The sequence below is a fragment of the Rhodococcoides kyotonense genome, from assembly GCF_900188125.1.
Taxonomy (GTDB): Bacteria; Actinomycetota; Actinomycetes; order Mycobacteriales; family Mycobacteriaceae; genus Rhodococcoides; species Rhodococcoides kyotonense.
In genome coordinates this window covers 419,592-438,253 of the sequence record NZ_FZOW01000001.1, presented here as the reverse complement: position 1 = coordinate 438,253, position 18,662 = coordinate 419,592, and the positions used below count along the sequence as shown (strand labels likewise).

The 18,662-nt window shown below is 63.7% G+C and carries 17 protein-coding genes; 7 read left to right on the top strand and 10 right to left on the bottom strand.

Annotated elements, in window-relative coordinates; translation table 11 throughout:
• Nucleotides 1-38: 38 nt before the first annotated feature.
• Entirely contained in the window at nucleotides 39-962 is a 924-nt protein-coding gene (gene truB / locus CHB96_RS01985) for a tRNA pseudouridine(55) synthase TruB (protein WP_089242859.1), read from the top strand.
• On the opposite strand, the gene CHB96_RS01980 is transcribed toward truB, so the two are convergent.
• The 4 genes from CHB96_RS01980 to CHB96_RS01965 are packed head-to-tail and all read right to left on the bottom strand — an operon-like array spanning nucleotide 963 to nucleotide 4,215.
• Complete coding sequence (locus CHB96_RS01980; protein WP_089242858.1) at nucleotides 963-1,670, bottom strand: metal-dependent transcriptional regulator; 708 nt, start codon at nucleotides 1,668-1,670, stop codon at nucleotides 963-965.
• Between the two features lie 10 nt (nucleotides 1,671-1,680).
• Nucleotides 1,681-2,550 (bottom strand): metal ABC transporter permease, encoded by an 870-nt coding sequence (locus tag CHB96_RS01975; protein ID WP_089242857.1) that lies wholly within the window; start codon nucleotides 2,548-2,550, stop codon nucleotides 1,681-1,683.
• Between the two features lies 1 nt (nucleotide 2,551).
• Nucleotides 2,552-3,307 (bottom strand): metal ABC transporter ATP-binding protein, encoded by a 756-nt coding sequence (locus CHB96_RS01970; RefSeq protein ID WP_089242856.1) that lies wholly within the window; start codon nucleotides 3,305-3,307, stop codon nucleotides 2,552-2,554.
• On the bottom strand, nucleotides 3,304-4,215 hold the full coding sequence (locus CHB96_RS01965; RefSeq protein WP_176444072.1) for a metal ABC transporter substrate-binding protein: 912 nt from the start codon (nucleotides 4,213-4,215) through the stop codon (nucleotides 3,304-3,306). The genes CHB96_RS01970 and CHB96_RS01965 overlap by 4 nt, the downstream gene beginning before the upstream one ends.
• 125 nt (nucleotides 4,216-4,340) lie before the next feature.
• Here CHB96_RS01965 and CHB96_RS01960 point away from each other — a divergent pair, with 125 nt between their 5' ends.
• The 4 genes from CHB96_RS01960 (at nucleotide 4,341) to CHB96_RS01945 (ending at nucleotide 9,612) form a co-directional block, all read left to right on the top strand.
• Nucleotides 4,341-5,309, top strand: coding sequence for a bifunctional riboflavin kinase/FAD synthetase (locus tag CHB96_RS01960; protein ID WP_089242854.1), 969 nt, complete (start codon nucleotides 4,341-4,343; stop codon nucleotides 5,307-5,309).
• A gap of 87 nt (nucleotides 5,310-5,396) precedes the next feature.
• Nucleotides 5,397-5,666, top strand: coding sequence for a 30S ribosomal protein S15 (gene rpsO, locus CHB96_RS01955; protein WP_089242853.1), 270 nt, complete (start codon nucleotides 5,397-5,399; stop codon nucleotides 5,664-5,666).
• A 333-nt stretch (nucleotides 5,667-5,999) separates the two neighbouring features.
• On the top strand, nucleotides 6,000-8,264 hold the full coding sequence (locus tag CHB96_RS01950) for a polyribonucleotide nucleotidyltransferase (RefSeq protein WP_089242852.1): 2,265 nt from the start codon (nucleotides 6,000-6,002) through the stop codon (nucleotides 8,262-8,264).
• The gene (locus tag CHB96_RS01945) at nucleotides 8,236-9,612 is read left to right on the top strand and encodes a M16 family metallopeptidase (RefSeq protein ID WP_217899910.1); all 1,377 of its coding nucleotides are present in this window, start codon (nucleotides 8,236-8,238) and stop codon (nucleotides 9,610-9,612) included. The genes CHB96_RS01950 and CHB96_RS01945 overlap by 29 nt, the downstream gene beginning before the upstream one ends.
• Before the next feature lie 64 nt (nucleotides 9,613-9,676).
• On the opposite strand, the gene CHB96_RS01940 is transcribed toward CHB96_RS01945, so the two are convergent.
• The 3 genes from CHB96_RS01940 to CHB96_RS29545 form a co-directional block, all read right to left on the bottom strand.
• A complete protein-coding gene (locus tag CHB96_RS01940) occupies nucleotides 9,677-10,417 on the bottom strand; it encodes a polyprenol monophosphomannose synthase (protein WP_089242851.1) in 741 nt (246 codons plus the stop codon).
• 97 nt (nucleotides 10,418-10,514) lie between these two features.
• The gene (locus tag CHB96_RS01935) at nucleotides 10,515-11,288 is read right to left on the bottom strand and encodes a 2-phosphosulfolactate phosphatase (protein WP_089242850.1); all 774 of its coding nucleotides are present in this window, start codon (nucleotides 11,286-11,288) and stop codon (nucleotides 10,515-10,517) included.
• Nucleotides 11,285-11,455, bottom strand: coding sequence for a hypothetical protein (locus tag CHB96_RS29545; RefSeq protein WP_176444071.1), 171 nt, complete (start codon nucleotides 11,453-11,455; stop codon nucleotides 11,285-11,287). The genes CHB96_RS01935 and CHB96_RS29545 overlap by 4 nt, the downstream gene beginning before the upstream one ends.
• A gap of 383 nt (nucleotides 11,456-11,838) precedes the next feature.
• Here CHB96_RS29545 and CHB96_RS01930 point away from each other — a divergent pair, with 383 nt between their 5' ends.
• Both CHB96_RS01930 and CHB96_RS01925 read left to right on the top strand, forming a co-directional pair.
• The gene (locus CHB96_RS01930; RefSeq protein WP_089242849.1) at nucleotides 11,839-13,254 is read left to right on the top strand and encodes a sugar porter family MFS transporter; all 1,416 of its coding nucleotides are present in this window, start codon (nucleotides 11,839-11,841) and stop codon (nucleotides 13,252-13,254) included.
• Nucleotides 13,255-13,281: 27 nt separating this feature from the next.
• The gene (locus CHB96_RS01925) at nucleotides 13,282-13,638 is read left to right on the top strand and encodes a universal stress protein (RefSeq protein WP_089242848.1); all 357 of its coding nucleotides are present in this window, start codon (nucleotides 13,282-13,284) and stop codon (nucleotides 13,636-13,638) included.
• A gap of 1 nt (nucleotide 13,639) precedes the next feature.
• Here CHB96_RS01925 and nuoN read toward each other — a convergent pair whose 3' ends face one another.
• From nuoN to nuoL, 3 genes are read right to left on the bottom strand one after another with little or no spacing between them, the layout of a single operon-like run.
• On the bottom strand, nucleotides 13,640-15,214 hold the full coding sequence (nuoN, locus tag CHB96_RS01920; RefSeq protein ID WP_089242847.1) for an NADH-quinone oxidoreductase subunit NuoN: 1,575 nt from the start codon (nucleotides 15,212-15,214) through the stop codon (nucleotides 13,640-13,642).
• Nucleotides 15,214-16,752, bottom strand: a complete 1,539-nt coding sequence (locus CHB96_RS01915; protein WP_089242846.1) for an NADH-quinone oxidoreductase subunit M — start codon at nucleotides 16,750-16,752, stop codon at nucleotides 15,214-15,216. Before CHB96_RS01915 ends, nuoN begins: the two co-directional genes overlap by 1 nt.
• Nucleotides 16,746-18,662: an NADH-quinone oxidoreductase subunit L gene (nuoL, locus tag CHB96_RS01910; protein ID WP_089242845.1), complete on the bottom strand. Its 1,917-nt coding sequence runs from the start codon at nucleotides 18,660-18,662 to the stop codon at nucleotides 16,746-16,748. The genes CHB96_RS01915 and nuoL overlap by 7 nt, the downstream gene beginning before the upstream one ends.

The following is an 18,662-nucleotide window of genomic DNA, read 5'->3' as shown; positions in this document are numbered from 1 at the left end:
TAGTCGATCCGTCACGTCACCTGGCAGAATGTTCTCTCGTGTCTGCACGTGGAAAGTTGTCGTCCGGTCTCGTCGGAGCCGGGTTGTTGGTCGTCGACAAGGACCAGGGAGTGACGAGTCACGACGTCGTCGCGTCCTGCCGTAAGTTGCTGAACACGCGCAAAGTGGGCCATGCAGGCACGCTCGATCCGATGGCGACCGGTGTGTTGGTCCTCGGTGTCGAACGAGCGACGAAGATGCTCGGTCTCCTGGCGTTGACGACCAAGGCGTACACGGCGACGATTCGTCTCGGGCGTACCACGACGACCGACGACGCCGAGGGAGACACGATCGCCGACGTCGACGCGTCAGCAGTGCGTGACGACGACATCGCCAACGAGATCGGTCGGTTGAGCGGCGACATCGAGCAGGTCCCGTCGAGCGTCAGTGCGATCAAGGTCGACGGGCAACGCGCGCACAAGCTCGTCCGGGCGGGGGAGGAGTTCACGATCCCGGCCCGACGCGTGACTGTCTCTCGCTTCGACGTGGTCGCTCGTCGGGACGTTACAGATGGTTTCGTCGATCTCGATGTCGAGGTGGAGTGCTCGTCGGGCACCTATGTTCGTGCCCTGGCCCGCGACCTTGGATCGGCGCTCGGCGTTGGTGGCCATCTCACGGTGTTGCGTCGTACGCGGGTCGGTCCGTTCACGCTCGAGCATGCGCGCACACTCGAACAGCTCGCCGACGCGCCTGCTGTGAGCCTCGACATCGACGAGGCGGCACGAACTGCGTTCCCGCACAGGCAGATCGACGCCGCAGAAGCCGAAGCGATCAGTCAGGGGCGCTGGCTCGATCCGATCGGACTACCGGGCGTGTATGCAGCCATCGATCCGACGGGGCACACGATCGCCCTGCTGCAGGAGAAGGGCAAGCGTGCCAGTTCCGTCATGGTGGTCAGACCGGCCACGCTGCGCGGACTGTAGCTAGGCCGGCACCATCCAGATCGCCTCGGCCGCACGTTGTCCGAGGTCGATCGCGTTCTTGCTCGGCTGACCGAATTCGATCGCGACGGTGCCTGCGTAGTCGCGCCGTTCGAGAACGGTGATGGACAGATCGAGCTTGATCCCGACCGAGTCGAAGTAACGCAGCATGGCGGGATCGGAGTCGGAGATCCGCGCGACGCGACCGCACTGGCCGTCGATGTAGTCGCTGAGGCGCGTTGCCTCGGGCGACGTGATGTCACCGTCCACCGACGGAATGGGGTCGCCGTGTGGATCTCGTTGCGGGAAACCGAGTTTCGCGTCGATGCGTGCCATCATGAGGTCCGACACGGCGTGTTCGAGGATCTCGGCTTCGTCGTGCACCTCGTCCCATCCGTAGCCGAGCTCGCGGACGAGGAACGTCTCGATGAGTCGATGCCGGCGCACCATTGCGATCGCGGCGGTGCGTCCGCGGTCGGTCAGCGAGATCGCGCCGTAGCGAGCGTGATCGACCATTCCTTGATCGGCTAGTTTGCGGATCGCCTCCGACACGGTCGACGCAGAGACGCCGATGCGCTCGGACAGCATCTTCGTGCTGACGGCGTCCTCGCTCCATTCGCTGGCGGTCCAGATCACCTTCAAGTAGTCCTGTGCGACGGCGGACAACTGCACGTCATCGGCCGCATCGGGCTCGTCGATTCGTTCCACCACGGCTTCGAGCTTAGGCAATCGCACCCGAAATGACACGTCGCCTCCGGAGCCGCCGCGTCACGATTCCCTGCGTCGGACCGAACAGGTACGCCAGCGTGAACGCGATTCCCTGCGCGAGGACGACCGTGCCACCGGACGAGACGTCGAGGTAGAAGCTCACGTAGATGCCGATCACGGCGCACGCCACGCCGATGCTCGGAGCGAGAATCAGCATGCGCCCGAATCGATGTGTGAGGAGGTAGGCCGTCGCACCGGGTGTGATGAGCATGGCAACGACGAGAATGACTCCGACCGCTTGCAGAGCGACGACGGTCGTCAGTGCGAGCAGGGTCAGCATCAGGCCCGAGACGACGGTCGGTGAGATGCCCACCGCGCGAGCCTGGGTGCGGTCGAACGCGAACAGTGTGAAGTCCCGTCGCTTGGTGACCATGACGACGAGCGCGATCCCACCCAGGACGAGGACCTGCCACATGTCGCCCTGAGACACGCCGAGCAGATTGCCGAACAGGATGTGGTTGAGGTCGATCTGGCTCGGAAACTTCGACACCAGTACGACGCCCAGTGCGAACAGCGTCGTGAACACGACACCGATCGCGGCATCCTCCTTGACGAGGGTGGTGTTGCGCACGAGTCCTATGGTGCCGACAGCGATCAGCGCGAACAGCAGGGCTCCGATCGCGAACGGTGCACCGAGCAGATACGACAGCGCGACGCCGGGCAGTACCGCGTGGGAGACGGCGTCACCCATCAACGACCAGCCGATGAGCACGAGCCAGCAACTGAGGACCGCGCACACGACGGATGCCACGATCGTGACGAGCAGTGCGCGTCGAATGAACGTGTACTGCAGGGGTTCGACGAGAAAGTCGACGAGGTACATGTCAGCTCGCTTCAGGCGTTCGAGAGGTGAGTGGGTCCATGCCGAAGGCGCGCGCCAGATTTTCCGGGCGCAGGATCTCCTGCGGAGTTCCGTGCATCAGGACTCGTTGTTGAAGCAGGACCGCCTCGTCGCACAGATCGGGAAGACCGTGCAGATCGTGAGTCGACACGAGTACCGAGGCCCCCGCTGCGGTCAGTTCGCGAAGTAGGCGCGTGATGGTCGATTCGGTCCGCTTGTCGACGCCTGCGAACGGCTCGTCGAGCAGCAGCAGCTCCGCTTCCTGTGCGATCGCTCGCGCGACGAACGCGCGTTTGCGTTGACCGCCGGACAACTGACCGATCTGACGATCGGCGAGATCGGTCAGTTCGACGCGTTCGAGCGCGTCGGCGACGGCCCGGCGGTCCCGCGCTCGGGGTGACCGCATCCAGTTCTGTTTGCCGTAACGGCCCATCATCACCACGTCCCGAACACTGATCGGGAAACTCCAGTCGACGGACTCGCTCTGCGGGACGTAGCTGACGGTCCCGGACTTGCGTGCATCGGCCGGCGGCCCGCCGAAGATGCCGATCGATCCCGAGTCGGGTCGGACGACGCCCATGATCGCCTTGAACAGCGTCGACTTGCCGGACCCGTTCATGCCGACGAGGCCGCAGATCCGGCCCGGCTGCAGCGTCAGGGACGCGTCGACCAGTGCGGTGACGTCGCGGTATCGCACTCCGACTCCGCTGATCTCCAATGCGGGTGGTGATGTGTTCATCGCTGCTTCCCCAATAGTGCGTCGGTGATGGTTCGGGCGTCGTAGGTGAGGAGATCGAGGTATGTGGGGACGGGTCCGCCCTCTTCGCTGAGCGAGTCGACGAACAGCTTGCCGCCGAACCGAGCGCCGGTGTCCTCGGCGACCTGCAGTTGCGCCTTGTCCGAGACCGTCGACTCGCAGAACACGGCAGGCACGTCGTTCTCCTTCACGAAATCGATGGCGGCGACCACCTGCTTGGGGGTGCCTTCCTGCTCTGCGTTCACCGGCCACAGGTAGGCCTCGCGGAGATCGAAGTCCCGAGCCAGGTAGCCGAACGCACCCTCGCACGACACCAACGCTCGTTGGTTGTCGGGCAGAGTCTCCAGATCTGCGCGCAGTTCCTCGCCGACGACTCGGAGCCTGTCGGTGTAGTCCTGCGCGTTCCGGAGGTAGTCGTCGGCGTTGTTCGGGTCCAGTCGAACGAACGCTGCGGCGATGTTGGCGACGTACGTCTCGGCCGCGATCGGTGACATCCATGCGTGCGGATTCACTTTGCCTGCATAGGCGTCGGATCGGATGTAGACCGGTTCGATGCCCTCGCTGACGACGGCATGCGGGGCGGGAACACGTTCGACGAACTTCTCGAACCATGCTTCGAGACCGAGGCCGTTGTCGAGGATCAGCGCTGCTTGTTCGGCTGTGCGCAGGTCACCCGGTGTCGGCTCGTAGCCGTGGATCTCGGCGCCCGCCTTGGTGATCGATTGGACGTCCAGATGGTCGCCTGCGACGTTGCGTGCCATGTCCGCAAGAACCGTGAACGTGGTCAGGACGAGCGGCCTGGGGTCACTGACGTATGCGGCGTCGGTCTCGCCGACCGACCGCGCGCATCCTGCGAGCAGTCCGACGCACAGAAGCGGTGCTGCGACCATGCGAAGAAATAAGTTCGGCACACCGAAATTTTGGCAGAGGTGTTCGAGGTTTGTCCACCTGTGTCTCCTGTGACACACCGATCCGGAAGTGACCCGGCGACACCGAAGGCCGTAGGCTCTGACTCGTGCAGAGATGGCGAGGTCTCGACGATGTACCTGCCGACTGGGGTCGTTGTGTTCTCACGATCGGCGTATTCGATGGCGTGCACCGTGGTCACGCCCAACTGATCACCCGGGCGGTGACGTCGGCGAAGGAACGTGGAATACCCAGTGTTCTCATGACTTTCGACCCGCACCCCATGGAAGTGGTGCGGCCAGGGTCGCACCCGGCTCAACTGACGACGCTCACGAGGCGGGCCGAACTCGCCGAGGAACTGGGCATCGACGTGTTCTGCGTCATGCCCTTCACTCCCGAGCTGATGAAGCTGACTCCCGAGCGCTACGTCCACGAAATCCTCGTGGAGCGGCTGCATGTCGCCGAGGTGGTCGTGGGGGAGAACTTCACGTACGGCAAGAAGGCGCTCGGCAATGTCGAACTTCTCCGCAGGATCGGCGAGCGGGCAGGATTCGCTGTAGACGGTGTCAACTTGTTGGCCGAGCACGCGGTGACGTTCTCGTCCACCTACATCCGATCATGTGTCGACGCGGGCGATGTCGCGGCCGCGGCCGCAGCGCTCGGTCGACCGCATCGCGTGGAAGGCGTCGTCGTACACGGTGACGGCAGGGGGAGGCAGCTCGGTTATCCGACCGCGAACGTCGCACCTCCGATGTACTCGGCCATCCCGGCCGACGGCGTCTACGCGGCATGGTTCACCGTGCTCGGGCCCGGGCCGATCATGGGCACGGTGACCCCCGGTGAGCGTCACCGTGCAGCGGTGTCGGTCGGTACCAATCCCACGTTCTCCGGCCGAACCCGCACCGTCGAAGCCTTCGTGCTCGACAGCGACGGTGACCTCTACGGGCAACACGTCGCGGTCGACTTCGTCGAGCGTCTGCGTGGAATGGAGAAGTTCGACTCGATCGACGATCTCATCGAAGAGATGGGCCGTGACTCGGATCGAGCACGCGCGGTGCTGTCCGAATCGTCGTCCTGATAGGATCGCTCCTCGGTGCATGCTGCGGTCCGCGGTGGCTGCACCGCTTTCCTTTCCCGCGGACGTCAGTGAGATGGAGTAGTACCAGTGGCATTGACCACCGAAGAGAAGAAGGCCGTACTCGGCGAGTACGGCTTGCACCCGACCGACACCGGTTCGCCCGAGGCGCAGGTCGCGATGCTCACCAAGCGCATCACCGACCTCACCGAGCACCTGAAGAAGCACAAGCACGACCACCACTCCCGCCGCGGCTTGCTGCTGCTGGTCGGTCGTCGTCGCCGTCTTCTGAAGTACATCGCGAAGGTGGACGTCACCCGCTACCGTTCGCTCATCGAGCGTCTGGGTCTGCGTCGATAGTTTCGGCGCCGACGCGCCCGTACGATGGGCGGTCATCGAAATATCGCAGTAGCCAACGAGGCAGTGCTTAGACTGTTCCTCGTTGGCTATCTGTGTTGGTAAGGCCAGCAAGACCCGCGGGCACATGGGTGCTCGCATACGGCCGTGCACGCCGCCGGACGACGTGGTGTCGGTCTTCGGTAGTGGCCTTTCGGAGGGTTCGCCTTCCGACGGGCTTCGATCGACGGCCGCCTCCGCTCGCAGAAGGTTCGAGCAGCCCGGGAAGAACATGGGTTCTTCGTCGGGTAGAACGAGGCCGAGCACGGCAAAGACGAGAGGACGAGAAGAAAAGACATGACAGAAACCACAACAGTCGACGCCGAAGAGGGCGTCTACGAAGCAACCGCCGTCATCGACAACGGCACCTACGGCAAGCGCAGCATCCGTTTCGAGACCGGCCGCCTCGCGCAGCAGGCTTCCGGAGCCGTCGCGGCCTACCTCGACGAAGACACGATGCTGCTGTCGGCCACCTCGGCAGGCAAGAGCCCTCGTGAAGGATTCGACTTCTTTCCGCTGACGGTCGACGTCGAAGAGCGTATGTACGCAGCAGGACGCATCCCCGGATCGTTCTTCCGCCGCGAAGGACGTCCGTCCACCGACGCGATCCTGACGTGCCGTCTCATCGACCGGCCGCTGCGTCCGACTTTCGTCGACGGACTCCGCAACGAGATCCAGGTCGTCATCACCGTCCTGAGCCTCAACCCCGCAGATCTGTACGACGTCGTCGCGATCAACGCGGCATCGGCATCGACCCAGATCGCCGGACTGCCGTTCTCGGGCCCCATCGGTGGCGTGCGCGTTGCACTCATCGACGGCCAGTGGGTCGCGTTCCCGACCGTCGAACAGCTCGAGAAGGCCGTGTTCAACATGGTCGTCGCAGGCCGCATCGTATCGGGATCCGGCGCTGACGCCGACGTCGCGATCATGATGGTCGAAGCAGAGGCAACCGAGAACGTCATCGATCTCATCGAGGCAGGCGCACAGGCACCGAGCGAGTCGGTCGTCGCCGAGGGCCTCGAGGCTTCCAAGCCGTTCATCGCCGCACTCTGCACCGCACAGCAGGAACTCGCAGCCAAGGCGTCCAAGCCCACCGGCGACTTCCCGTTGTTCCCGCCTTACCAGTCCGACGTGTTCGATGCAGTGGCTTCTGCAGCGCAGATCCCGCTCAACGAGGCACTGACGATCGCGGGCAAGGCCGAGCGCGAGAGCAAGCTCGACGAGGTCAAAGCTCAGGTTCTCGAGCAGGTCTCGGACCAGTTCGCAGGACGCGAGAAGGAGATCGGTGCAGCATTCCGTGCGCTGACGAAGAAGTCGGTTCGTCAGCGCATCCTGACCGACCACTTCCGCATCGACGGCCGTGGCGTCACCGACATCCGTTCGCTGTCTGCCGAGGTCGCGATCATCCCGCGTACCCACGGAAGTGCACTGTTCGAGCGCGGCGAGACGCAGATCCTCGGCGTCACCACCCTCGACATGGTGAAGATGGCCCAGCAGGTCGACTCGCTCGGACCCGAGACGTCCAAGCGGTACATGCACCATTACAACTTCCCGCCGTACTCCACCGGTGAGACGGGACGCGTCGGTTCGCCGAAGCGTCGTGAAATCGGCCACGGTGCACTCGCCGAGCGCGCACTCCTGCCCGTGCTCCCGAGCCAGGCGGAGTTCCCCTACGCGATCCGTCAGGTCTCCGAGGCGCTCAGCTCCAACGGATCGACGTCGATGGGCTCGGTCTGTGCATCGACCCTGTCGCTGCTCAATGCCGGTGTGCCGCTGCGTGCTCCGGTCGCCGGTATCGCCATGGGTCTCGTGTCCGACGAGGTCGACGGCGAAACTCGTTATGTCGCACTGACCGACATTCTCGGTGCCGAGGATGCGTTCGGAGACATGGACTTCAAGGTCGCGGGCACCAAGGACTTCGTCACGGCACTGCAGCTCGACACGAAGCTCGACGGAATCCCGTCGCAGGTTCTCGCCGGCGCACTGTCGCAGGCGAAGGACGCACGCACCACGATCCTCGAGGTCATGGCCGAAGCCATCGACGCACCGGACGAGATGAGCCCGTACGCTCCTCGCGTCACCGCGATCAAGGTTCCGGTCGACAAGATCGGTGAGGTCATCGGACCCAAGGGCAAGATGATCAACTCCATCACCGAGGAGACCGGCGCCAACATCTCGATCGAAGATGACGGCACCGTCTACGTCGGTGCAGCGGACGGCCCGTCCGCACAGGCCGCGATCGACAAGATCAACGCCATCGCCAACCCGCAGCTGCCGAAGGTCGGCGAGCGATTCCTCGGAACCGTCGTCAAGACGACGGCGTTCGGTGCATTCGTCTCGCTCCTCCCCGGACGCGACGGCTTGGTGCACATCTCCAAGCTCGGCGGCGGCAAGCGCATCAACAAGGTCGAGGACGTCGTCAGCGTCGGATCGAAGCTCCGTGTGGAGATCGCCGACATCGACAACCGCGGCAAGATCAGCCTCGTCCCCGTCGAAGACGAGAGCGCGGCTCCCGCAGCCGAGGCTCCGGCCGATGCACCTGCCGAGGCCAGCGCTGAGTAAGAAGCACCAGAGCCGAACGGTACGTTCCCTCGGGACGTACCGTTCGGCCGTTTCGGATCACACCGAGCAGGGCGTGCAGCGCACGACCCTGCCCGGTGGTCTTCGCGTCGTGACCGAGTTCGTCCCGGGCGTACGTTCGGCGTCCGTCGGAGTGTGGGTCGGTGTCGGCTCGCGTGACGAGCAACCGAGTGTCGCCGGTGCGGCCCACTTTCTGGAGCATCTGCTCTTCAAGTCGACGCCGACGCGCAGCGCTCTCGACATCGCGCAGGTCATGGACGGCGTCGGCGGCGAGCTGAACGCGTTCACATCCAAGGAAAGTACGTGCTTCTACGCGCACGTTCTCGACGACGACCTGTCGCTCGCCATCGACTTGGTCAGTGACGTCGTTCTTCGAGGCCGTTGCCGCACAGCCGATGTCGACATCGAGCGTCAAGTCGTACTCGAGGAAATCTCGATGCGCGACGACGACCCCGAGGACCTGCTGGGGGACTTGTTCCTCGAAGCGATGTTCGGCGACCATCCGATCGGTCGGCCCGTGATCGGTACCGTCGAATCCATCGAGGACATGACGCGAGCGCAGCTGCGCTCGTTCCATCTCCGTCGCTACACGCCCGAGCGGATGGTCGTTGCGGTGGCAGGCAACGTCGACCACAAGCAGGTCGTGGCGTTGGTCAAACGCGCTTTCGCGGGTGTGCTGGCCAAAGGCGTCAAGCCGGTGCCGCGTCGTGAGGGAGCAGTGCGATTCCGCTCCCGTCCCGAATTGCGGTTCGACAAGCGTGACAGCGAGCAAGCCCACCTGTCGTTGGGCGTGCGCGCCTTCGGCCGTCACGAGGGCCATCGATGGGCGCTGTCGGTTCTGAATGCTGCTGTGGGCGGCGGACTCTCGTCTCGTCTGTTCCAGGAGATCCGTGAGGAGCGAGGACTGGCGTACTCGGTGTACTCATCGGTGGACACGTTCGCTGATTCCGGGGCGTTCTCGGTATACGCCGGGTGTCAGCCCGAGAACTTGGCCGAGGTCACGACCGTGATCCGTGAAGTTCTGGCCAATGTTGCAGCCGAGGGGATCACCGCGGACGAATGCGCGCGCGCCAAGGGTTCGTTGCGCGGCGGACTTGTTCTGGGACTGGAAGATTCGGGTTCTCGGATGAACCGTATCGGCCGTAGCGAGCTCAATTACGGCAACCATCAGGACGTCTCGCACACTCTGGCCCGTATCGACTCGGTGACCGTCGACGAGGTCAGGGACGTGGCGCAGGTGTTGCTGACCCGGCCGTTCGGTGCCGCCGTCGTCGGGCCGTTCAAGAGTGCGCGTCAGCTGCCTGCGTCGGTGAAATCACTCGTCGGCTGAGTCCTTCCCTACGATCGACGCGATCGCTTCCTCCACGAGGGCGGTCGCGTCGATCGAGGTTACGTCAGCTCTTGCGTCCGAGAAGCAGTTTCCACGGCACGAGAGCCGATTCGAGCTGCACGGACAGGCTCATCTTCGATTCGCCGTCGTTGCGCTCCTCGAAGCGGATGGGCACCTCCGCGATGCGTAGTCCGTGCTTGACGGTGCGGTAGTTCATCTCGACCTGGAAGGCGTAACCGTTGCTCTCGACCGACGCGACGTCGATGGTACGGAGCGTCTTGGCGTGCCACGCCTTGAATCCTGCGGTGGCGTCCTTGACCTTCAGGCGCAGGATCGCGTTGACGTAGAAGTTGGCCCACGCGGAGAGTGCCTTACGGTGCCAGGGCCAATCGCTCGCCACTGCGCCGCCCGGCACGTATCGCGACCCCAGTACGACGGCAGCGTCGGTGGTGGTGAGTGTCTCGACCATCGTCGGAACGACGTCGGCCGGATGGGACAGGTCGGCGTCCATTTGAACGACGATGTCGGCGCCGTCGTCGAGCGCTTTGGTCATGCCTGCGACGTACGCGCGGCCGAGGCCGTTCTTCTCCGTGCGATGCAGCACGGTGACCGGGATCGGGCCCGTCTCCGCGAGCTCGTCGGCGACCTTGCCGGTTCCGTCGGGCGAGTTGTCGTCGACGACGAGAACGTGCAGGTTCTCGAGGCCCAGACCGGCGAGTAGCCCGACGAGCTTGGGCAGGTTCTCGCGTTCGTCGTACGTGGGTACGACGACGGTCGTCTTCGGGGCGCCGTTCGGAAAAGTCACGCTCGTATGATCCGTGATCGCGAACCGAGAACCAAATAACGGACAGCCCGAACGCAGCGTCGGTCGGGGTTTTCCCTGCTCGCGCCCGAGGGTGAACTCATCTCTGTGAGATACCTGTCACATCGACGAACACCCCGTCGCGCAGGACGGGAACGGTCCGGCTCGAGTTCGCCTCGGCGGCGATGTCGACGTCGATCCCGAAGCCGGCCTCGATCAGCTCCCGGCCGGACGCGCAGGTTCGTAGGCCGTCGGCAACGGTGGACGAGATCGCCTCCCAGCAGACGACTGCCATGCGCGCCTCGGGGGACAGCGATCGCTCGGGAGCGAGTCGCGTCAGTTCGGCGAGGATGAGCCCGGCGCCCCACAGGTCCTCGATGCTCGGCCGGAGTTCGCCGTTGGGCCACCGTTCGCCTGCCGCGATGACGGAGACCGCCCCGCCCGAGGGAACCGTCGAGGCGATCCACGACCCGACTGCTGCGGCATTTCGGAGGCTTCCTCCGATACACGTACCTGCCACGTCGGACAGCCGGGACGCAATCGTCGAGCCGTTCGGCGACGGAAGGACCAGTCTCGGCGGGGGAGTGCCGTTGCGTAACGTCGCGGGTGACAAGCTGATCTCACCCGGCTGCGCGACCGACCGCCCGACGGCCAAGGCTGCGCCGTGTTCGTGTGCGAGTCGACGTGCCGAGTCGTCGCGAGTCGGCCACGGGATCACGGATGTGCCTCGGTCCAGCGCGACCGACAGGGTGGTGGTGAACGACAGCACATCGACCACCACTGCGACCTCGGACTGCGGCGCGAGAGCATCGGCGCCGACAGGACCCCAGTCGAACCTGAGGTCGTACTGCTCCTGGCGGTGCGCGCGATTCACGGTGCCTGGACGGAACTCGTGGTCTCGTAAGGCGACGGCCCCTCGGGTGGGCCGAGGATCTCACGCACGACGAGGGTGGCCACAGCGGCGAGAATGGCCACGACGACGACCACGGCGACGACGATAAGCAGTCGTCTCGGTCCTCCGAAAAGATCGTTCGAGCTCATCGCACCATCATGGGCTATCGGTGGGTCGTGCGAGCCACCGACCCGACGGGTCCGACTTCATCGGCTACGACCGAATCTCGTCCGTTCCGTGAGTCCTCGTGCACTGGCCGCCACCCGTTTCGGTTCACGGCCTCGAAGGGTAGTTGTGAGGTGGAATAATTCTCCGGAAATGTGCGGGCTATTTCTGCAGGTGAGATCGATTCAGTGGCATGTCTCGAACGGGAGCGCACTTGTGATCCAGTTCTCAGCCGACTATGAATATGTCAAGACATACGTACAAGGGAACGTGCAGGCGGACGGTTGAACCCGGACGGCTTCTCCGACGCACACTGTCGGGAGCGGTCCGCTACGAGCGGGCGCGTGCGAATCAGATTGGATCTTTGATGACCCGTAGTGACGGATCGGCCGGTGCAGTTCTGCCACCGGACACAGCAGGAGCGCACAGTCATCGGCTAGGCATCATCGCTGTCATCGCGACGTTCGGTGGATTGCTCTTCGGCTACGACACGGGCGTGATCAACGGCGCGCTCGAGCCACTCAAGGAAGACCTGAACCTCACCTCGTTCACCGAAGGCTTCGTGGTCAGCATCTTGATCTTCGGTGCCGCGATCGGTGCGCTCGTCGGTGGCCGACTGTCCGACAAGCACGGACGTCGACACAACATCCTGCTTCTCGCGATCGTGTTCATGATCGGAACGATCGGTTGCGTATTGGCCCCGAACTGGGAGACTCTCGCGGCCTTCCGATTCATCCTCGGCCTCGCAGTCGGTGGCGCGTCTGCGACTGTGCCCGTATACCTGTCCGAGATCTCGCCTGTCGAGAAGCGCGGCAGCGTCGTCACTCGCAACGAGGTGATGATCGTCAGCGGACAGTTCGCAGCCTTCGTCATCAATGCCATCATCTTCAACATCTGGGGGGAGCACGAGTCGGTCTGGCGCTTCATGCTGCTCGTCGCTGTCGCTCCTGCGATCGTTCTGTTCATCGGCATGCTCCGGATGCCGGAAAGTCCGCGCTGGCTGGTTCTGCAGGGGCGTGACGCCGAGGCTCTCGAAGTGCTCAAGCAGGTTCGTTCCGACGAGCGGGCCGAGGCCGAGATGGCCGAGGTGCATCGACTCGCCGAGGAAGAGAAGCTGTCCAAGACCGGCGGCGCGACGGACCTCTCGGTTCGATGGATTCGCCGCCTCATCTTCATCGGCGTCGGACTCGGTGTGTTCCAGCAGTTCACCGGCATCAACTCGGTCATGTACTACGGCACGCAGCTGCTCGGTGACGCGGGGTTCTCGTCCAGTGCTGCGATCATCGCCAACACGCTCAACGGACTGTTCAGTGTCCTCGGTATCACGGTCGGTCTGTACCTGATGAACAAAGTCGACCGCCGCAAGATGCTGATCGGTGGCTTCGCCCTCACGACGACCTTCCACCTGCTCGTCGGACTCTCGGCTCTGCTCCTGCCCGACGGCACCGTCAAGGCCTACTTCATCCTGGTGTTCGTCGTCTTGTTCGTCTTCTGCATGCAGGGCACGATCGGACCACTCGTGTGGCTCATGTTGGCCGAGATCTTCCCGCTCAAGATTCGAAGCTTCGCCATCGGTATCTGCGTCTTCGCACTGTGGATCGCCAACGCGGCCGTGGCACTGCTGTTCCCGCCGGTCGTCGGTGCGCTCGGTATCGCACCGACATTCTTCATCTTCGTGGTCCTCGGACTCCTCGCGCTGGTCTTCATCGTCACGCAGGTTCCCGAGACACGCGGCCATTCACTGGAGGAGCTCGAAGAGCGGTTCCGCAAGGAATACTCGTAGGAGTTCGAACACCGAGAAAGGTAAGAAATGTCAGTTCTGGTTGCAGTGACCGACAGCCCCGAGGGTATCTACTCCCTCTCCGCCGCTGCCGACGAGGCGGCTCTGCTGAGCACAGATCTGATCGCAGTGAATCTCACGCTGGGAAAGCTCGACCTCACGGTGTTGCCCGAAGACTGCAAGGTCACCGTCGTCGAACGGGCCGGCCGCGAAGACCGTGATCCCGTTGCCGCCGTGCTCGACGAACTGGATGAGTTCCCCGAAGTCAGCCGCATCGTCATCGGTATCCGCAAGAGAAGTCGAGTCGGCAAGGCGCTCCTGGGTAGCGTGAGTCAGCGACTGCTGCTGACGTCGCCGGTTCCTGTACTTGCGGTCAAGGCGCCGTAACTCAGCGAACGAAGACCGCAGCGTTGTCGGCGAGAGTCAGCAACGGTTGCGGGAAGATGCCGAAAACGACTGTCGTCGCGACGCCCAGTCCGATCGCGACAGTCGTCGAGAAGCCAGGGGTGACGACGGTGGCACTGCCACCGTCGTCACCCTTCTTCGTATCTGCGAAGAACATCAACACGATGACGCGGACGTAGAAGACTGCCGCAATCGCACTCGACAGAACCCCGACGATGACGAGCGGGGTGGCTCCCGACCCTGCCGCGGATTGGAATACCGCGAACTTGGCGACGAAGCCGCTCGTGAGAGGAATTCCGGCCAGGGACAGCAGAATCAGGGCAAATGCGGCGGCCAGTATCGGTGACTGCCGTCCGATCCCTGCCCAGCGGGAAATATCACCGATCTCGCCCGACTCGTCTCTGACCACCGTGACCGCTGCGAACGCGGCAACGGTGCCGAATCCGTAGACGAACAGGTAGAACAGCGTGGCCGACAGGCCCTCGCCGTCGAGTGCCACGACGCCGGTCAGTATGAACCCGGTGTGCGTGATCGACGAGTAGGCGAGCATGCGTTTGATGTCCTTCTGGGTCACCGCGAACAGCGCCCCGACGATCATCGTCGCAATGGCGACGGCCCACAGCGCGGGACGCCAGTCGTTCTCCAACCCCGGTACCGCGACGTAGAAGATCCGGAGCATAGCTCCGAACGCCGCGATCTTCGTTGCGGCCGCCATGAATGCGGTGATCGGGGTCGGTGCCCCCTGATAGACGTCCGGTATCCACGAGTGGAACGGCACCGCGCCGACCTTGAAGAGCAGTCCGACTCCGACGAGGGCAGTGCCGAGTACTGCCAGGACGGTGCTGCTCGAGTCGACGGCCACCGCGTCGCCGATTGCACCGAGATCGATCGTTCCGGCGTAGCCGTACAGAAGTGCGGCTCCGAACAGGAAGAACGCCGACGAGAACGCCCCGAGCAGGAAGTACTTCATCGCGGCTTCCTGGGACAACAATCGACGACGACGCGCCAGGCTGCACAACAGATACAACGGCAGCGAGAAGACCTCCAGCGCAACGAACATCGTCAGGAGATCGTTCGACGCGGGGAACAGAAGCATGCCGCCCAGTGCGAACATCGTCAGTGGGAACACCTCGGTCTGGGCCGCGCCTGCGTGAGTCGCCTGTCGTTCGGCCAGGCTGCCGGGTACAGCCGAAGCCTGTGGGGCGAAGGCATCGGCCGGCTTGCGCTCGAGCGAGCGTTCGGCGACGAGGAGGACCGAGGGTATGGCCACGAGCAGCAGCGTTCCCTGCAGGAACAACGCGGGCTTGTCGACGGCGACCGACCCCATCACTGCCAGCGTGCCCGTTGCGCCGAAATCGTGGGACACGGCGAGGACGACGACAGCTACCAGTGCCGCGACGGTACCGCCGAGCGCCAGTGTCGATTGGGCTCGGTATCGAGCCGCACGGGGCAGGAACGCTTCGACGAGAACGCCGAGAACAGCGACTCCGAAGACGATCAGCATCGGTGTCAACTGGCCGTATTCGATGCTCGGTGCAGTGAGCAGGGTGTGATTCATCACCGATCTCCAGCCTGCGTCTCGCCTGCGTCGACCACGGTAAGGGTTGTCTGGACCGACGGAGACACGATGTCCAACAACGGCTTCGGGTACACCCCGAGCACGATCAAGAGCGCGATCAACGGAGTGACGACGATCAATTCACGAGGAACGAGGTCCTTCATGCCGTCGTTCTCCGCTTTACGCGGACCGGTCATGACGCGCTGATACAGCCACAGAATATAAATTGCCGACAGCACCAGTGCGGCCGTCGCTACGACGCCCGCAACGTGGTAGCGCGCGAATGTTCCGATCAGGACGAGGAATTCGCTGATGAACGGAGCAAGTCCCGGAAGTGACAGTGTGGCAAGGCCTGCGATGAGAAACGTGCCCGCGAGAACCGGGGCCACTTTCTGTACACCTCCGTAGTGTGAAATGACCCGAGTGCCCCGACGCGACACGAGAAATCCCGCGATGAGAAACAGTGCAGCGGTGGATATTCCATGGTTGACCATGTACAGCGTCGACCCGGTCTGGCCCTGTGCTGTCATAGCGAAGATACCGAGGATGATGAAGCCGAAATGGGAGATCGAGGTGTACGCGATCAGCCTCATGACGTCGGTTTGTGCGATCGCAAGCACAGCGCCGTAGACGATTCCGATGACGGCGAGCGTCACGATCAGAGGCGCGAAGTAGGAGGACGCGTCGGGAAACAGTTGCAGGCAGTAGCGGAGCATGCCGAAGGTGCCGACCTTGTCGACGACGGCCATCATCAGCACTGCACTCGCCGGGGTGGATTCGACTGCGGCGTCGGGCAGCCACGTGTGGAACGGCCACAGCGGAGCCTTGACCGCGAACGCGAACATGAACCCGAGGAACAATGCATTGAGAACGGTCGAACTGACGCCGAGCTCGCCGGCCGATGCTGCGGCAGCGATCTCACGCACACTGAAGGTGCCGGCGTCGAAAGCGTCGGATTGTGCTGTGACGACGTACAACCCGACGACGGCCGCCAACATGACCAGGCCGCCGGCAAGGTTGTACAGCAGGAATTTGACGGCTGCCGCTGCACGACCCGGCCCACCGAAGCCCCCGATGAGGAAATACATCGGGATCAACATCGCCTCGAAGAACACGTAGAACAGCAAGATGTCGAGCGCGCAGAACGACATCAACACCATCGACTCGACGAGCAGCATCGACGCGACATACGTGTGCGCCGACCTGCCTCGTCGCGGATCGTGCCAGCCTGCGACCAGCAGCAGGGGCAGTAGGACGGTAGTGAGCAGAATCAGCACGAGTGCGATGCCGTCGACACCCAGTTCGTAGCGGGCACCGAAAGACTCGATCCACCACTGGGATTCGACGAACTGGAAGTCGGCACCGCCCGGCTCGAATTGCACTACCAGCACGACCGCGACGGCCAGCGTCAGTAGTGAGGCTGCCACTGCGACGATCTTGGCCGCGTCGGGGCGGGTTCTCGGCACGGCCACGGCGGCGACAGCACCCACCAGGGGCAGTACCCACAGCGTCGTCAGCCACGGAAACGAGGTCACCACACCATCACCGCCACCATCATCGCGAGGACGATCGCAGTGCCCGCCAACATCGTCAGCGCGTACGACCGAACGTAACCGGACTGGACCTGCCGAATGCGTGACGAGAGCCCGGCCACGCCTGCCGATACGGCGCGTGTCACCCCTGCAACGGCAGCCTCGTCGAATCGTGCTGCTGCGCTGGTCAATTCCTGACCCGGCCGCATCAGCACTGCCTCGTTCACGGCGTCACCGTAGAGGTCCGCTCGTGCAGCCGTGGTGAGCGCCGACACCGGTTCGGGCGCGACCGACGGAATCGGCGAGCGAGCGTACCGACTGTAGGCCACCGCGACTCCGACCGCGACGACGCCGAGGGCGAGAACTGTGACCACCCATGCGGGAACGACGTGCGCTTCTTCCGCTTCTCCGACGACCGGTTCGAGCCAACGGGACAGCGAACCGCCCAGCGTGAGAAGTGCGCCGGCCGCTACGGATCCGATTGCGAGAACGATCATCGGTGCGGTCATGACGGACGGGGATTCGTGTGGATGCGCGGCCCTTCCATCAGGGTCATTCCTGCCGGCTCCACTCCCACCCTCCCAGCGAGGTTCGCCGAAGAACGTCATGAGCATCACGCGAGTCATGTAGAAGGCGGTCAGCCCGGCTCCGACGAGTGTTGCGACACCGAGCACGACGCCGGCGACACCACCTGCGCCGAAGGCGGTTTCGATGATCTTGTCCTTGGCGAAGAATCCGGAGAACGGTGGCACGCCGATGATCGCGAGGTAGCCGAGACCGAACGTGACGAACGTGATCGGCATGGCCGCCCGCAGCCCTCCGAACTTGCGCATGTCGACCTCGTCGTTCATGCCGTGCATGACCGAACCTGCGCCGAGGAAGAGGCCTGCTTTGAAGAAGCCGTGCGTCAGCAACAGCATGATCGCGAATGCATATCCGGCGGGGCCGAGGCCCGCGGCGAGCACCATGTAGCCGATCTGGCTCATCGTCGACGCGGCCAGCGCTTTCTTGATGTCGTCCTTCGCGCAACCGATGATCGCGCCGAACAGCAGTGTCACTGCACCCACCGTCACGACGGCGGCCTGCGCGGTGGGTGTGGATTCGAAGATCGGGCCCGATCGGATGATCAGATACACGCCTGCCGTGACCATCGTTGCCGCGTGAATCAGCGCAGAGACCGGAGTCGGACCTTCCATGGCGTCGCCGAGCCAGGATTGCAGCGGCACCTGAGCGGATTTGCCGCACGCAGCCAGCAACAGAACGAGCCCCAGTGCCGTGAGCGTTCCCGAGCTGGTCTCTTCGACTGCCCCGAAGACGTCCGAGAAAGACACACTTCCGAATGTCGTGAACATGATCATCAGCGCGACCATCAACCCGATGTCACCGACGCGGTTGACGACGAATGCCTTCTTGGCCGCCGTGGCTGCCGAGGGCTTGTACTGCCAGAACCCGATGAGCAGGTACGACGCGAGTCCGACGCCTTCCCATCCGACGTACAGCCCGAGGAAGTTGTCCGCGGTCACCAGCAGCAGCATCGCTGCGAGGAACAGATTGAGGTACGCGAAGAAGCGTCGCCGATCGGGATCCTCGGCCATGTAGCCGACGGCGTAGACGTGGATCAGCGAACCGACTCCGGTGATCAACAGGACGAAGCACATCGACAACTGATCGAGCCGAAAGCCGAAGTCCACCTGCAGATCTGCGACGGGAATCCAACTGAACAGTGTGTCGGTCACGGCGCGTTCGGCGGCAGGTTTGCCGAGCATGTCCACGAACAGAACGACCGCGAACACGAACGACAGCGTCGACATCGCGGTGCCGAGGAGATGTCCCCAGCTGTCGGACCGGCGACCCAGGAGCAACAGGATCACGGCTCCGAGCAGCGGCAACGCGGGGAGTACCCAGAGCGCCGTCAT

Excerpts from the sequence above, each read along its gene's own strand:
- CHB96_RS01930 (WP_089242849.1), top strand. The coding sequence starts at position 11,839 with ATGACCCGTAGTGACGGATCGGCCGGTGCAGTTCTGCCACCGGACACA.
- nuoL (WP_089242845.1), bottom strand. The coding sequence starts at position 18,662 with ATGACGGCGCTCTGGGTACTCCCCGCGTTGCCGCTGCTCGGAGCCGTG.
- CHB96_RS01945 (WP_217899910.1), top strand. The coding sequence starts at position 8,236 with ATGCACCTGCCGAGGCCAGCGCTGAGTAAGAAGCACCAGAGCCGAACG.
- CHB96_RS01925 (WP_089242848.1), top strand. The coding sequence starts at position 13,282 with ATGTCAGTTCTGGTTGCAGTGACCGACAGCCCCGAGGGTATCTACTCC.
- CHB96_RS01950 (WP_089242852.1), top strand. The coding sequence starts at position 6,000 with ATGACAGAAACCACAACAGTCGACGCCGAAGAGGGCGTCTACGAAGCA.
- CHB96_RS01970 (WP_089242856.1), bottom strand. The coding sequence starts at position 3,307 with ATGAACACATCACCACCCGCATTGGAGATCAGCGGAGTCGGAGTGCGA.
- CHB96_RS29545 (WP_176444071.1), bottom strand. The coding sequence starts at position 11,455 with ATGAGCTCGAACGATCTTTTCGGAGGACCGAGACGACTGCTTATCGTC.
- CHB96_RS01965 (WP_176444072.1), bottom strand. The coding sequence starts at position 4,215 with ATGGTCGCAGCACCGCTTCTGTGCGTCGGACTGCTCGCAGGATGCGCG.
- CHB96_RS01975 (WP_089242857.1), bottom strand. The coding sequence starts at position 2,550 with ATGTACCTCGTCGACTTTCTCGTCGAACCCCTGCAGTACACGTTCATT.
- nuoN (WP_089242847.1), bottom strand. The coding sequence starts at position 15,214 with ATGAATCACACCCTGCTCACTGCACCGAGCATCGAATACGGCCAGTTG.